Genomic DNA, 15,387 nt, shown 5'->3' with positions numbered 1-15,387 from the left:
CGCCGTCAAGGAGGCTAAGCCCACTGGGCGAAAGAAGACCCCGGCCGCCGGTGCCAAGCAAAAGAAGTCCAGCGACACCAAAAAAGATCAATCGGCCAAATCACCTTCCCCGGATGAAAATGATGCCTAGAGCTCATCGCCTAATCGCCGTTTTTCTCCTTCTGTTCTCGTTCCTACTGTACCTGAAGACCATGGCACCTACAGTCTCTTTCTGGGACTGTGGCGAGTTCATCGCCACTTCCTACATCATGGGTGTTCCCCATCCTCCGGGGAGCCCGCTCTTTCTGCTCGTGGGGCGGTTCTTCACCTTGTTGCCCCTGTTTGGCGACATCGGCGCCCGGGTGAACCTGATTTCGCCGATCGCCAGTGCCCTGGCGGTGATGTTTCTGTATTTAGTCATCGTCCAGCTGGTGTGTAAGTGGCGCGGCGGGGTTAAATCGGTGACCGACGCGCTCATAACCTACGGTGCGGGCGGCCTGGGAGCGCTTACCTTCATGGTCACCGACAGCCACTGGTTCAACGCGGTGGAAGCGGAAGTGTATGCCGTCTCTACTTTTCTCACCGCCCTGACCGTCTGGCTGATTTTGCGCTGGAGCGAGTCCGAAAGCAGCCCTCCTGGAACGAATGAAGCCAATCGAACGGTTCCCTCCGGGGGAAGCCATGCTTATTATATCCTGATTCTGGCTTACCTGCTCGGCCTGGCTGCTGGTATTCATCTCCTGAACCTGCTGGCCTTACCCTTCGTAGCGCTGATTATCTATTTCCGGCGCCGGGAATTCACCTGGACCGGTTTTCTTGTCACCGTTCTGATCACACTAGCGGCCTATATAGTGATCCACCTGGGCGTAATCATTGGTCTGCCGCAGCTGGCAGAGGCCACGGGCATAGAAATTGTGGTGGGAGTACTGGTGATCGCAGTGATAGCCACCATCTGGACGATCCGTCGGCGCCTGAAGAATGCCAGCATCATCCTGACCGCGCTGCTGCTGGTGGTGGTGGGCTATTCCACCTACATCACCATATTTATCCGATCGCAGAAGGACCCCGCCATTGATGAGAACGATCCGGAGACCATCCGGCAGGCGGTGGCCTACCTTGAGCGGGAACAGTACGGCGATAGACCTTTGTGGAAAGGCCGTACTTACGACAACCGCAGGGGGACATTTACCGAGCGTGAGGTTCTTTTACCCCGACGATACTCAGGGCAGTCAGATCATTTCAGGTCCTATGCAAGATATTCTTCGGATGCCGATTTCTTCTGGAATTACCAGGTCAAGAAGATGTATATGCGCTATTTTCTATGGCAGTTTGCTGGCCGGGGGCCGGTAGGCAGCAAGGGATTGATCTCCCGCTATGGGGCCAATTCTACGGAAGACGGGGTAGATTGGTTTCAGTTTGGGCTGCCGCTAGCCCTGCTGCTGGGACTATTCGGATTATTCTACCACATGCAGCGGGACTGGAAACACGGACTGGCGGTTCTAGCCTTATTCCTGGCCACCGGCCTGATGATCATTTTGTACCTGAATCAGCCGGATCCCCAACCCAGGGAACGCGATTATTCCTATGTGGGCAGCTTTTTCGCCTGGTCCATCTGGATCGGTATCGGGGTAGCCGGTCTGATGGAGCTCTTATCGCAACGGCTGAAGGAGTCCTCGCTGCGGCGGATCGCGCTTTCCGTGGTGCTGGGGGTGCTACTCATCATCATGCCCGGGGTGATGCTGTTTGCCAACTACCACGAGCACGATCGCACCGGCAACTACGTAGCCTGGGACTACTCGTACAACCTACTGGATGGTTGCGAGGAAGGTGGGATCATTTTCACCAATGGCGATAACGATACCTTCCCGCTCTGGTATCTTCAGGAAGTGGAGGGGATCCGCAAAGATGTGCGAGTGATCAACCTGAGCCTGCTGAATACCGAATGGTATATCCGCCAGCTGCGGGACTTTGAACCCAAGCTGCCGCTGTCGTTATCCGATGAGGACATCAGCCAGATGAGCCCCATTCCGTGGCAGGAGAAAACGGTGCGGCTGGCAGTGGGCGATCCGGATCACGAGACGGGTCACATTGAATGGACCCTCAGGCCGACTTACGCCGGTCGGTTTCTCCGCGTCCAGGACCGGATGATCGTTCAAATCATCCGCGATATCAACTGGCGCCGACCGATTTATTTTGCCGTCACGGTAGCCCCGGAGAATAAAATCGGTCTCGATGCGTACCTGGAGATGCAAGGCCTGGTCTACGAGGTCAAGCCCAATCCGGCCCGCCCCATCATCAATATAGAGAAACTGCGCCACAACCTGCTGGAGCGCTATCGTTACCGGAACTTGAGCGACCCATCCATATACTTCAATTCCAACATCCAGCGGCTGATGCAAAACCTGCGGGCCAGCTTTCTCCAGTTGGCCGTGGATGGGATTATCAAAGGACAACGGGAGCAGGCCAGGGCCGTTCTGGATACCCTGGCGGTCACGATTCCCGAGTCCGTGATTCCGGTGCAGAATAAAGACCTTTACTTCCAGATCACGGGATTGTATGCCGAAATAGGGGATACGGTCGAGCTGCGCAGTAGATTGACGAGTATCCCGCAGCGGTTTCGGTTAACACCGGTGGATTACTTTAACATCGGGATTTTGTACAGCCAGGAGCTGGGTGATTGGGCCTCGGCTGAAACCATTTTCCAGAACCTCTATGCCCAGCATCCCCAGAACGGCGAGGTTGTGGGCCGGCTGGTGGGATTTTACCGCGAGACCGGTCATAACGATCAAGCCGCTCGGATCCTTACCGATTGGCTGCGTTTCAATCCCAACGACCAGACCGCCAAGCAAATTCTGGAAGAAATTCAGCAGCAGTGACCCGCACCCGAGCACTGCCGACCTGAGTGCCCTGAGCTATTCGCGTTTAGCTTATCTTTCAGGCTAACCATGTATTGACCCTCGCATGATGGCAGCCTCTTCCCAGCCTACCTTCAGCATCGTCATCGCCAATTACAACGGTCTGGCCTTCTTAAAAGGCTGTCTGGACTCCCTGCACAAGTCCACCTATCCCAGCCTGGAAATCATCATGGTGGACAACGGCTCCACCGACGAAAGTGTGCCCTATGTGGAACAACACTATCCGCTGGTGCGAGTTATCAGAAGTGCCACCAATCTCAGCTACAGTGGTGGGAACAATCTGGGTATGCGACACGCCAGGGGTCAATATATAGTGCTGCTGAACAATGATACGGAGGTGACCCCGGGGTGGCTGGAGCCGATCCTGGAGGAATTTGAATCGGACGAGCGGATTGCCGCCTGCCAGCCGAAGGTGCTCAGCATGACTGACCGAGGGGCCTTCGAATATGCCGGTGCGGCGGGTGGTTACATGGATCGGTTCGGCTATCCCTTTCTCCGGGGGCGGGTGTTTGACACCATTGAGCAGGATCACGGTCAGTACCAGTTGCCGGGGGACCTGTTCTGGACATCCGGGGCCGCGATGGCCATCCGCACGGCGGTGCTGTCAGAGACCGGTCTGCTGGATGAGGACTTCGTGCTGCACATGGAGGAGATCGACCTGTGCTGGCGCCTGCACCTGGGGGGCTATCGACTGCGGGTTCGGCCCGATGCAGTCATCTATCACTACGGTGGCGGCACCCTGGGCCAGGAAAAAGCCGCCAAGATGTATTACAACCACCGCAACAGCGTGTTCATGCTGCTTAAGAACTATTCCGCGCAGCGACTGTGCTGGGTCCTGCCACTGCGGTTTCTATTGGACCTGACGCTGATTGTCAAATCGCTGGTCACCCTGGACCTGAAGCGGGCAGCGGCCGTCCTGGCGGCCTATCTCTGGCTGTCAGCCCATGTGAAACTGATCCTGCGTAAGCGCCGTCAGGTGCAGCGGCAGCGGAAGGTGAAAGACAAGGTGGTGGACAATTTCCTGTACCCTGGCAGTGTGGTCCTGGCCTATTACCTGCGCGGTAAGAAGACCTTCACTGAAATCTGGGGCCAGCCGTGTTAACTTGCCGGCAGCCTGGTAATTCCCGACAGTGGAGCTCGCTATCGAGTTGGTTGAACAGGTGTTGCTCAGTTTGAGGGAAGAGGAGCCCGATCCATGAAGGTTGAGAAAACGCCCCTGAACGACGCCTTTATTCTCACACCCAAAGCCTACCGGGACGCCCGGGGATTCCTGATGGAATCCTATCGCAAGGACATTTTCAGACAGGAACTGGGTATTGACCCGGAATTTGTCCAGGACATTCATTCCCGGTCCATGAAGCACGTACTGCGCGGCCTGCATTTTCAGTGGGACCCAGCCATGGGCAAGCTGATGCGGGTGACGATCGGGAAGGCTTTTCTGGTTGCCGTGGATATTCGGAAGGGTTCCCCCACCTCAGGCGGCTGGTTCGGTATTGAGGCCAGCGCCGAGAACCGGAAGCAGGTCTGGGCCCCGGCCGGATTCGCCCGGGGTTTCTGCGCTCTCTCCGAGGTAGTTGAGGTCCAGTATAAGTGCACCGGCATCTACAATCCCGCTTGTGAATCGGGTCTTCGCTGGAACGATCCGGAGATCGGCATTAAATGGCCCGTAGCCGAGCCCATCCTGTCCGACAAGGACCGGAACGCACAGACCCTGGCCCAGTGGTTGGCACGACCGGAATCAGAGCACTTCAAGTTCTAATAACACCACCCGGAGCGCTGTCGGAGAGCCGGGGCGAGCAGCCGGGACTCGATCCGGCCATGCGGGAGTTTCTGCACAGCGCACCCGGATGAAACGATGGATACGGTCAGGGCGCTGGCAGCCTGTTTTTTTACCCGGCCTTGGTGTCTTCTTTCGCAGAGTTGAGTATTCTCTCAACCGCACCCTTGTCAACATCCATCACATATGGGATCCCACTAATGTCGGCCGCTTCATGGGTGAGGGATGCCAGGTCGTCCCGTGATATATACTCCAGAGAGAATTTCCGGCAACCTGCCATTAGCTGGCGCAGTCCCTGGGCTAAACGCTCATAGTAGGTATAGAGGCCGATAGCACCTGGGGGAAGCTTCTCATACTCCATATTACCTAATTCTTTGCGCAAATAGCTCGCGGTCACGAAAATTTCGTCCTGGGTGCTGCCAAAGCGCTCCACATACACCGGTAGTTGGCCTTCGGCTATGGCTCGTCCGATAGTTTTGCCTACCATGGCAGCAGCAATCGGGGATCTGGCCATTCCCACCAGCTTGACGAACGGCGCACCAAGGGCAAGACCCTTGAAAATCTGGTCCTCGAAAACGAATCCACCGGCTACGGCGATGGCGGGCACATGCTGACCGTTGTCGGCAAGTTGCTTGGTGTACTGATAAAGAAGCGAGTGTAACTCTACTGGTGGCATTCCCCACTCATTCATCATCCTCCAGGGGCTCATACCGGTTCCTCCGCCAGCACCGTCCACAGTAAGCAGGTCAAGATGGTATTTTGATGCATAGATCACCGCATGGGCCAGAGCGGCCGGTCGGAAAGCGCCGGTCTTGAGGAAGATGTACTTGGCACCAGCCTTGCGCAGTTCCTCTACCCGCTTGGCAAAAGCCTCCTCAGTGACCATGCCGACACGCGAGTGGCGCTCGAACTCCTTGAAACTGCCATGCTCGAAGGCTTTGACTATAACAGGATCAGTCGGATCCGGTAGTACAATGTAACCGCGTTTATGCAGCATCTGGGCCTTATTCAGGTCGCGGACCTTAACTTCGCCACCAATATTCTTAGCCCCCTGGCCCCATTTCATCTCCACGCACTCGACCCCCAGCTCACCAATGACATACTCGTGCACACCGATGCGGGTGTCCTCCACATTGGCCTGGACGACGATGGCCCCATAGCCGTCACGCTGGTTATCCTGGAAAAGCTTCACCCGGCGTTTCAGGTCCACCGTATCCACGACCTTGCCATTATTGATTACACACTCGGGATCCATGCCAGCCACGTTTTCCCCGATAGTCAATCCGGTGCCCGCGAGCGCTGAGCCGATAGCCAGCCCCTCCCAATTGTTTTTTGCGATATTCGTAGAGCCTATCCCCGGGATGATCCAGGGATAGCGGAACTTCAGTCCACCATCGTGCCCGAAATGCACCTCCAGATTGACCGCCGGGAAGATGGTCTTGTCGCTGTCCGCCTCAATGCCCTGGGCCCCAACTACGCCACCCATGATGTTGAAGTGGGAGTAATCTACGGGATAGATTTTCTCGGCCGCAGTGGTAATTACACCAAAAGGCTGAGGGTAGATCACCTCGTGACCGCGATAGGCTGACTTGCCGATCTCGCACATGCCGATACAGCCGTCGACGCAAGTGACACACATGCCTGATGCAGCGACTACCGATCCTTCGGTCCTGTTCTTAGTTAAGGTCGCAGCAGAGGTATTTACTCTCGAAAGCGACATTTTTACCTCCGTTTTCTTTTACTGATCCTTCTTAATCTCGCAGGCTACACATGGATCCATGTAGCACATCATGTCATCGAATATTTCCTTCTCTTCACAGGGCGGCCTCAGATTTGCACAGCCGCCGCAGATAGCTTTTTCCGGCTCGGAGTAGGTGCAGCGGAGTTGGCAAGCCGGGCACACGTACATGCAGCCCCCGCACAGCCGACAGACCTCCGATTTAACATCGAAGGGGGTACCAATACTGCGATTCTCTCCCCGGCCTCGAAACCCGATGGCTTTGGCCATCATCTGCTCGGCACACATCCGGACACACAGCCCGCAGAGAATACAGTCCTCATATTCCTGCCGGAAACGTTGTTGGTGGATTCCGTGTTGGGATGCCAGGTCCTGGATAACTTTCGACTGGGGACAGGAGGCCAACAGCAGCTCCAGAACCATCCGACGCGCCTGCAGTACTCGAGAAGAGGCGGTTCGCACCTTGAGGCCTTCCTGAGCTGGGTAGGTGCAGGAGGAAACCAGCTTTGCTTCCCCGCCCTTGTCAATCTCTACGACGCAGAGCCGACAGGCACCATAGGGTGAAAGGCCTTCCATGTGGCACAATGTCGGGATGGGAAACCCGAGAAACTCCGCGGCTTCCAGCAGGGTTGTACCTTCTTGAACCGAGACTTCCAGTCCGTTTATCTTCAACCCGATCATGACTCATCTCCATCAACACTTACCTCGATGACAGGTTCAGCTATGGTGCGAGTGAATTCCAAGTCGCAACGCAGACATCTTCTGGTCTCGCGGATTGCCTCTTCTTCTGACAAGGATCCTTCGACCTCGGCAAAGCTGTGCTTGCGCGCTTCTACCGGAATGCTCGGTTGCACTACCCTTTCTGCTACCCCGGCGGTTTCCGTACTGGTGTCATCGGGCTCAACCAGAACGCGGGGCAGTCGGGCAACAGCGGGTCGGGAAAACTCCTCGCCACATAGATACCGATCAATCATCACGGCAGCCTTCTTCCCGGCAGCAATTGCATCTACGACGGTGTTTGGGCCCGTCACCACATCCCCGCCGGCGAACACCCCGGGACGTGATGTGCAGCAAGTCTCCACATCGGCAGCTATATTCTGTCCTTTTTCGACCTTGATGCCCAGAGAAGAAAGCACCTCGCTATCCGGTTCCTCGCTGATGGCCACGATCAAGGTATCCAACGGGACTGTCGACTCGGTTCCAGGAATTGGCACAGGTCTCCGTCGACCGCTTGCATCGATCTCACCCAGTTCGTTGCGAATGCATTCGATTGAATCCAAGCGATGATCCTTGGTATGTATCTTGGTGGGCGTAATCAACATCTCGATATTCACCCCCTCTTCCAAGGCCGCCTTGATCTCTTCATCATAGGCGGGCATCTCCTGGCGAGTGCGACGATAAAAAACGGTCACGCTCTCGACATTTTTCTGACGGATTGCTACTCTTGCAGCGTCAATAGCAGAATTGCCACCCCCGACCACGCCGACGTGTCCCTTACCAAGCTCGACCTTGTGTAAGTTGAATGCCTTGAGGAACTCCATGCCGGGGAATACACCACTGGCTTCCTCATTGGCGATGTTCATCAGTCGGCTCTTGTGTGCACCCAGGGCCAGATAAACGGCCTTGAATCCTTTTTCAAACAGGCCATCGATAGTCACATCACGACCCAGCACGGTGTTACACTTGAGAGTTATCCGTTTGCCGATTAATGCATCGATCTCTTTTTGTAGGGTATCCTTGGGCAGGCGGTAGGTTGGGATACCAGCCACAAGCATTCCGCCCGGTCGATCTTCTGCCTCAAAGAGGACGACCTCATAGCCTTTAAGGGCAAGATAGTGAGCCGCTGTAAGACCAGCAGGACCTGCTCCCACAACAGCTACCCTGACCACATCCATTCCCGGCCTGATTTCCCCGGCAGGCTGATAAACGGCCGGATCCACCCGGTCGGTTATGAAACGCTTCAAAGAACGGATGGCAATAGACTCCCCACCACTGATGCCTGTACGGCAGCGGTCCTCGCATGGATGGCTGCAAACCCGCGCGCATACCGAGGGGAAGGGGTTTGGCTCTCGAATGACTCGGTAAGCTTCTTCGTACTGGCCGCGCTGTATATAAGCAATGTAACGCCATGCCTCGGTACCCAGGGGACACGCATCCTGACAGGGCGCCCCCACCAGTTCTTTGCATACACCTGCGGGACACCGCTTGTTCTGGACATGTTCAACGTATTCTTCACGGAAATGCCGCAGAGTAGATAACACCGGGTTGGGGGCTGTCTGGCCGAGACCACACATGGTTGTATCCTTCACCGCCAAGGCCAGTTCTTCAAGCAGGTCCAGTTGATCAAGGGTCCCTTTCCCCTTGGAAATATCGTCCAGGATCTCATACATCCGCTGAGTGCCCTTGCGGCAGGTGAAACACTTTCCGCACGATTCACCTTTAAGGAAGGTCATGAAGTACTTGGCTACATCCACCATACAGGTGTTCTCGTCCATGATGATCATTCCACCTGATCCCATGATCGTACCGGCTTCAGCCAGGCTGTCGTAATCTATGGACATGTGAAACAGGCTTGCCGGAATGCAGCCGCCCGATGGCCCGCCGGTCTGGATAGCTTTGATCTTGGTCTTCCCAATTGGACCGCCACCGATATCATACACAACTTCATTTATTTTCATTCCCAGTGGCACTTCCACAAGGCCTGTGTTCGTTATTTTTCCCACTAGAGAAAAAATCTTGGTGCCGGTATTTCCAGGGACCCCGATTTTGGCGTACTCGTCAGCTCCCTTACTGATGATTACGGGCACATTTGCCAGGGTTTCTACGTTATTAATGCAAGTAGGTTTACCCCAAAGACCCTTCTCAATGGGATAAGGAGGCCGTTGTCTGGGCTCCCCCGTTCGACCTTCAATGGATCGAATCAGCGCGGTCTCCTCGCCACAAACAAAGGCTCCCGCTCCGCGGACAATATCAATATCAAAGTCGATGCCAGTGTCTAGAATGTTCTCTCCCAAAATACCTAATTGTCGGGCTTGCCGAATGGCAACCAGTATATGTTTGAAGGCCAGCGGATATTCAGAACGTACATATATGAAGCCCTGTTCTGCTCCCATTGCTACTGAGGCAATGATCATTCCCTCAATGATAGCGTGTGGATTGCCTTCCAGCAGACTTCGGTCCATATAGGCGCCGGGATCTCCCTCGTCGGCGTTGCAGACCACAAATTTTTCAGATGACCCATTTCCTGCTTTCCTCGCCAGGGCCCACTTAATTCCTGTAGGGAAGCCAGCTCCACCGCGTCCTCTAAGCTCAGACCTGGTAATTTCTTGAATGATCCATTCGGGATCGGGTTTTGACATGACCTTTTCAAAGGCCGCATATCCGCCTCGTTCGATGTAGTCCATAATCCTGATTGGATCGATTTTCTGATTTGCTCCTAGAATGGTTCGGGTCTGCTTCTTGAAGAATGGAATTTCTTCCTGACTATGATAGCATTTATGATTGTGTTTCTCTCTGTAAATCAGTTCTTCAATAATTTTCCCTTCCAGAGCAGAATCGATAATTCGAGGGACATCTTCCATATTGACTTTGGGATACGGATGGTTCCCGGGTTCCACGATAATGGAAGGGTCCATCTCACAAAAACCCTGACAACCGGTAATCCTCAGCGAGATTTTTTCCTGGAGATTTCTTTCTATAATCTGGCGCTTGATTATCCGCATTACATCGTTTGAGCCGCTGGCCTGTCCACAGGTGCCTGCACTGACAACCAGGCAGGGCTTGGCCGGCGCCGTGGCAATTTCCTTCAATATACGCTGGCGGAAGTTTCTGAATGCTTCAACGGATGTCATCCTTATCATCTGGGCTATCCTCTGGTGATCCAGCGAGGTTGTCAGTCGATGGGATTGGAAGCCAGGTCCAACATGTGACCTTTGCACGCTCGGCGGGTGCAGATCTGTACTATGCCTCCTCCGCCCACACTCATCGGTACCATCGGCGCACCACAGTCAGAGCAGCTGGCGGCCCCGATGATTTCGGCATGGCAATGGGGACAGAAAAAATTGACGACAGCATCAATCGGGATTTCGTATTCGGACAAGATGGAGTAGCTGCCATATAAAGAGGACAGTCTCATCCACCCATGCTTGTCTTTGAAAGATACGGTTAGCTTAATCGACGGATAGCCATCGAGCGGAACGACCTGATCCATGAGACTGTGGTTGCAGTGCAAACATCTGACCTCTATTGGGAAAATCCGTTTGTCTGACTCGATATCAACCCGATCCAATCCCTCCCCGGTTTTCTCAATAATTCGGCTGACACTACCTACTCCCACGCTCAAGAAGTAGTGGCCGTCTACCACGGCAATCGGGCCCATCGCACATGCACCCAGACAGTTGACTGCCTTCAGCGTGAACTGCTGGTCACGTGTGGTCTCACCAATGTGTGTCTCCAACTGTCGCTCGAATTCTGAGGCAACACTTTGACCACCGCGGACATGGCACGCTGTGCCCAGGCAAACTGACACAATGTGTCTTCCCTGAGGCTTCAGACTGAAGAGTTTAAAAAAAGTGGCTACACCGTACAGATCGACAATAGACTGCTTGGTTTGTTCGGCGATAATTCTCAGTGCATCCTCGGGAAGGTACCTGTATTTTACCTGGACATCCTCAAGGATTGCTATCAAGTCACCCCGTTTCCCCCGGTGCTTGTCTATCATTCTATGCACATCTTCAGGAATTACCTGTTCGTTTGGATTCATTTATTCCCCTTCATGTCGTCTATTGGGCTGTGACTTCATTTGTATTCCTCGCAAAACTATATGCCTCCCTACAGCTTTATCTGGATATTTCTAAGATGAAATTGCTGAAGTCTTTAAAATCCAATCATTCTTCAACGTCTGATAGATAATACCCAACATCTTTCTGGAGGTCGCAATGATTGCTTTTCCACTCGTCCGGCATAGTTTATGCGTGCAAGCACCGAAGCTGGCCGGCAAGAGCCGTCTTATAGAAAGGATTCCATTCTAGCCCATTTTGCTGTCAAATTACACCAGTTTCTTTCCGGGATTGGCCTGCCCCCGATGTTTGGCTCACCCTCTAAATTAGTATGTGCGCTCTCGCATCTCACAGCAAAACCGACCCGATAATCACTGGCATAGGCACGGTATGTACTTCGTTATCGAGTACCGCTTTCGGAGCCAGTGGACGATATCCCAGACTACTGTGCGGCCTATATGATCGCCGTGGCCCGGGTAGCCGAGGCCTGTCGCCTGCGGGGCTGGGTCTAGCTGCTCTGCGTACATAGCAGGCCCCTCGTCATCTTCTGGGCTACGGAAGCCGGAAGGCAGGAACGCGGAATCTGTCCATCGGTTCCATTTTGCATTAACTTAAATTCAATTATCATCTGCCCGGGCCAAGACGATGTCGACGTTGACCAAAACAGCCGCCCATGAATCCCGGCCATCATACCGGGAGATCCAGGCCAAGATCAGCGCCTATCCCCACCTGGAGGAAAAGATCTATCTCCAGTTGCTGCTGCACCGGCATGAAAAACGATACGTCTCCATTGACGACATTTACGAGCAGGCCCGTAAGGAAGCCAAGACCTTCCAGTGTGATCACAACCTGAGCAGTCCCAACATAGGTCCTGACCAATGGTCAGCTACCGAGCGGCGGCTCATTCGCCGGCTGCACCTTAGAATGAACGTTCAATGCAATCTCGCTCGGGTCTATTTTGACAGTGGCACCTAGGTCACCACGCCAAAGCCGCCCTGACCGTATCCCCATACGACTAGTGGTTACCTATTTTCTCCGACATATAAAGTCGTATGCCCAGGAATAGCGATTTTCATTCCATCTTGATACTGGGAGCCGGCCCGATCGTCATCGGGCAGGCCTGTGAATTCGACTATTCCGGTACCCAGGCCTGCCGCGCCCTGAAGGAAGAGGGCTACCGGGTCATTCTGGTCAATTCCAACCCGGCCACCATCATGACCGATCCTCAGCTGGCTGATGCCACCTACATTGAGCCGGTCAACCCGGCCATGGTGGCCCAGATCATCGCCAAGGAAGCCCCCGATGCCCTGCTGCCGACCGTCGGCGGTCAGACGGGCCTGAACTGCGCCATCGCCCTGGCCGAGGAGGGGGTGCTGGAGCAATACGGCGTTCGGCTGTTGGGAGCCAATGTAGAGGTTATTCGGCGGGCGGAGGACCGCGAGTACTTCAAGGAGATCATGTCCGCTGCCGGTATTCCAACTGCCCGAGGCGGGCGCATAACCACCCTGGCCGCCGCCGAAGCCCTGCTGGCGGAGCTCGATTTGCCGGTCATCATCCGTCCCTCATATACTCTTGGGGGGACCGGCGGCAGCATAGCGTACAACCGGGAAGAGTTTGCCGAGCAGGTGGATCGGGCCCTGGCGGCCAGTCCCTTTCGGGAAGCCCTCCTCGAGGAGGCCCTTCTGGGGTGGAAGGAGTTTGAGCTCGAGGTCATGCGCGATGGGGCGGACAACGCGCTGGTGGTGTGTTCCATAGAGAATCTCGATCCCATGGGCGTGCATACGGGCGACTCGGTGACAGTAGCGCCGGCACAAACCCTGACTGACCGGGAATACCAGCAGATGCGCGACTGGGCACTCAGCTGTATTCGGGCGGTGGGTGTGGAGACGGGCGGCTCCAACGTCCAGTTTGCTATTCATCCCCGGGATGGGCGAATGGTAATCGTGGAGATGAATCCGCGCGTCAGCCGCAGCTCGGCCCTGGCCTCCAAAGCCACGGGTTTCCCGATCGCCAAGGTGGCCGCCAAGCTGGCTGTGGGCTACCGCCTGGACGAGATCCAGAATGACATCACCCGCCAGACCCTGGCCGCCTACGAACCGACGATTGATTACGTAGTGACTAAGATACCGCGGTTCGATTTCGACAAGTTTCCGCGGGCGACGGGGGTGCTGGGGGTGCAGATGCAGGCGGTGGGCGAGGTCATGGCCATTGGACGCACCTTCCAGGAGAGTTTGCAGAAAGCCTTCCGGTCCCTGGAAGTGGGGTTGGACGGTCTGGAACCCCGGCCTCACGAAGCCCGCCGACCCCTCGACCTGGAGCGAATGCGCTTCCCGACCGCTTTCCGCCTGCTGAAAGTACGGGAGGCGTTCCTGCAGGGGCAGTCGGTGGAATACCTCCAGCAGCTGACCAGTATCGATCCCTGGTTTCTGGAGCAGATAGCCGATATGCTTCAAGCGGGAGCACGGTTGTTTTCCAGGCTGAAGGTCCTTCTCGCCGATGGTGAGCCCCCGGAGGAGGAGCTGGCTGCCATTCTTCGGGAGTTAAAAAGGCGGGGTTTCTCCGACCGTCAGATTGCCCGCCAGAGCGGTTGCCGGGAGGAGGCCCTGCGTTCCCGGCGGGCATCACTGGGCGTGGCCGCCACCTTCAAGGTGGTGGACACCTGCGCCGGGGAGTTCGCTGCCGAGACGCCCTACTGCTACGGCACCTACGAAAGCGAACCGGAGGTTGAACCCCTGCCAGGCCGCAAGGTGCTGATCCTGGGGAGCGGACCCAACCGCATCGGCCAGGGAATCGAGTTCGACTACTGCTGCGTGCAAGCCGTCTTTGCCCTGCAGGAGCTGGGCGTGAAGGCCATCATGCAGAACTGCAACCCCGAGACCGTCTCCACCGATTTTGACGTGGCCGACCGCCTTTACTTCGAGCCGCTCACATTTGAGGATGTGATGAACGTGGTAGAGCTGGAGCAGCCGGAGGGTGTGCTCATCCAGTTTGGCGGCCAGACGCCCCTGAACATTGCCAACCAGCTGGCGGCCGCCGGGGTACCGATCCTGGGCACTTCGCCCGAAGCCATCGACCTGGCGGAGGACCGCGAGAAGTTCGGTGCCCTGCTGGACCGGATGAGCATCCCCCGACCGGAGTACGGCATCGCCCGCACCCTTTCCGAAGCGGCTCAGGTAGCCGAACAGGTGGGCTACCCGGTGCTGGTGCGACCGTCCTACGTCCTTGGGGGCCGGGCCATGGAGATCGTCTATCAGCGCCAGGGGCTGGAGGAGTACATCCGCCGCACCGCCGACGTCTCCTGGGAGCACCCCATTCTCGTCGATGCCTTCCTGGAGGACGCCTACGAGTTTGACGTGGATGCCCTGTGCGATGGGCGGGAGGTGCTCATAGGGGGCATCATGCAACACATCGAAGAGGCAGGCATTCACAGTGGCGACTCGGCCTGTGTGCTGCCCCCTTACTTCATGCCCACTGAGGCCCTGGAGAGAATCCGGGCCTATACCCGGTCACTGGCATTGGAGCTGAATGTGCAGGGGCTGGTGAATATCCAGTATGCCATGAAGGAGGGGGTGGTTTACGTACTGGAGGTCAACCCGCGGGCCAGCCGCACAGTACCATTCGTGAGTAAGGCCCGCAACCTGCCGCTGGCCAGGTGGGCGGCCCAGATCGCCCTGGGTAAGAGCCTGGCCGAGCTCACCGGCGGCGCCAACTTAGATGCCCTGGCGGATGGTACGGTGCCGACAGCCCTGGCGGTGAAGAAGCCGGTGTTTCCGTTCGATAAGTTCCCCGCCGACGGGATTTTTCTCTCGCCTGAGATGAAGTCGACGGGCGAGGTGATGGGCCTGGACATCGGACTGGGCGGTGCCTACGCCAAGGCGGAAATGGGCGCCGGCGCCAATCTGCCGATTAACGGCACGGTATTCATTTCGGTGAACGACCCGGACAAGGCTAACGTCATATCGCTGGCCAGGGACTATACGGAGTTGGGCTTTTATATTCTAGCGACCGAAGGCACCTGTCGCTCGCTGCGGCAAAGCGGGATCGCCGCCGAACCCATCTATAAGGTCGGTGAGGGCCGCCCGAACGTGGCCGACGCCATCAGCAACGGCGAGGTGCAGCTGGTCATCAACACTCCCCTGGGTGCCCGGGCCCGGGAAGATGAATACGCCATTGATCGCAGCGCCATCCGCCACGGGGTGC

General features: G+C 56.1%; 9 protein-coding genes and 1 pseudogene. 5 read left to right on the top strand and 5 right to left on the bottom strand.

Going from position 1 to position 15,387, the window contains the following annotated elements; translation table 11 throughout:
• Positions 1-119: 119 nt before the first annotated feature.
• The 3 genes from ACETWG_05865 (at position 120) to rfbC (ending at position 4,653) form a co-directional block, all read left to right on the top strand.
• Positions 120-2,855, top strand: coding sequence for a protein O-mannosyl-transferase family (locus ACETWG_05865; GenBank protein ID MFB0516114.1), 2,736 nt, complete (start codon positions 120-122; stop codon positions 2,853-2,855).
• 85 nt (positions 2,856-2,940) lie between these two features.
• Positions 2,941-3,996 carry a glycosyltransferase gene (locus tag ACETWG_05860; protein MFB0516113.1) on the top strand — a complete coding sequence of 352 codons (1,056 nt, stop codon included), beginning with the start codon at positions 2,941-2,943 and terminating at the stop codon, positions 3,994-3,996.
• A 93-nt stretch (positions 3,997-4,089) separates the two neighbouring features.
• Positions 4,090-4,653 (top strand): dTDP-4-dehydrorhamnose 3,5-epimerase, encoded by a 564-nt coding sequence (rfbC, locus tag ACETWG_05855; GenBank protein MFB0516112.1) that lies wholly within the window; start codon positions 4,090-4,092, stop codon positions 4,651-4,653.
• 130 nt (positions 4,654-4,783) lie between these two features.
• On the opposite strand, the gene ACETWG_05850 is transcribed toward rfbC, so the two are convergent.
• The 5 genes and pseudogenes from ACETWG_05850 to ACETWG_05830 all read right to left on the bottom strand — a co-directional run bounded on the left by ACETWG_05850 (position 4,784) and on the right by ACETWG_05830 (position 11,369).
• Positions 4,784-6,391: an FMN-binding glutamate synthase family protein gene (locus ACETWG_05850; protein MFB0516111.1), complete on the bottom strand. Its 1,608-nt coding sequence runs from the start codon at positions 6,389-6,391 to the stop codon at positions 4,784-4,786.
• 18 nt (positions 6,392-6,409) lie between these two features.
• Positions 6,410-7,090 (bottom strand): 2Fe-2S iron-sulfur cluster-binding protein, encoded by a 681-nt coding sequence (locus ACETWG_05845; protein ID MFB0516110.1) that lies wholly within the window; start codon positions 7,088-7,090, stop codon positions 6,410-6,412.
• Complete coding sequence (locus tag ACETWG_05840) at positions 7,087-10,269, bottom strand: FAD-dependent oxidoreductase (GenBank protein MFB0516109.1); 3,183 nt, start codon at positions 10,267-10,269, stop codon at positions 7,087-7,089. The genes ACETWG_05845 and ACETWG_05840 overlap by 4 nt, the downstream gene beginning before the upstream one ends.
• Before the next feature lie 32 nt (positions 10,270-10,301).
• Complete coding sequence (locus ACETWG_05835) at positions 10,302-11,171, bottom strand: NAD(P)H-dependent oxidoreductase subunit E (protein ID MFB0516108.1); 870 nt, start codon at positions 11,169-11,171, stop codon at positions 10,302-10,304.
• A 76-nt stretch (positions 11,172-11,247) separates the two neighbouring features.
• A pseudogene (locus tag ACETWG_05830) lies at positions 11,248-11,369 on the bottom strand (IS110 family transposase).
• A gap of 463 nt (positions 11,370-11,832) precedes the next feature.
• Here ACETWG_05830 and ACETWG_05825 point away from each other — a divergent pair.
• Both ACETWG_05825 and carB read left to right on the top strand, forming a co-directional pair.
• Entirely contained in the window at positions 11,833-12,162 is a 330-nt protein-coding gene (locus ACETWG_05825; GenBank protein ID MFB0516107.1) for a hypothetical protein, read from the top strand.
• A 77-nt stretch (positions 12,163-12,239) separates the two neighbouring features.
• On the top strand, positions 12,240-15,387 hold a 3,148-nt coding region (gene carB, locus ACETWG_05820), incomplete at its 3' end, for a carbamoyl-phosphate synthase large subunit (GenBank protein MFB0516106.1).

It is taken from the genome of Candidatus Neomarinimicrobiota bacterium (assembly GCA_041862535.1).
Classification (GTDB): domain Bacteria; phylum Fidelibacterota; class Marinisomatia; order SCGC-AAA003-L08; family TS1B11.
The sequence above is the reverse complement of the archived record's forward strand: the minus strand, read 5'-3'. Positions and strand labels throughout refer to the sequence as shown.

Excerpts from the sequence above, each read along its gene's own strand:
- ACETWG_05860 (MFB0516113.1), top strand. The coding sequence starts at position 2,941 with ATGATGGCAGCCTCTTCCCAGCCTACCTTCAGCATCGTCATCGCCAAT.
- ACETWG_05835 (MFB0516108.1), bottom strand. The coding sequence starts at position 11,171 with ATGAATCCAAACGAACAGGTAATTCCTGAAGATGTGCATAGAATGATA.
- ACETWG_05850 (MFB0516111.1), bottom strand. The coding sequence starts at position 6,391 with ATGTCGCTTTCGAGAGTAAATACCTCTGCTGCGACCTTAACTAAGAAC.
- ACETWG_05825 (MFB0516107.1), top strand. The coding sequence starts at position 11,833 with ATGTCGACGTTGACCAAAACAGCCGCCCATGAATCCCGGCCATCATAC.
- ACETWG_05840 (MFB0516109.1), bottom strand. The coding sequence starts at position 10,269 with ATGATAAGGATGACATCCGTTGAAGCATTCAGAAACTTCCGCCAGCGT.
- rfbC (MFB0516112.1), top strand. The coding sequence starts at position 4,090 with ATGAAGGTTGAGAAAACGCCCCTGAACGACGCCTTTATTCTCACACCC.
- ACETWG_05845 (MFB0516110.1), bottom strand. The coding sequence starts at position 7,090 with ATGATCGGGTTGAAGATAAACGGACTGGAAGTCTCGGTTCAAGAAGGT.
- ACETWG_05865 (MFB0516114.1), top strand. The coding sequence starts at position 120 with ATGATGCCTAGAGCTCATCGCCTAATCGCCGTTTTTCTCCTTCTGTTC.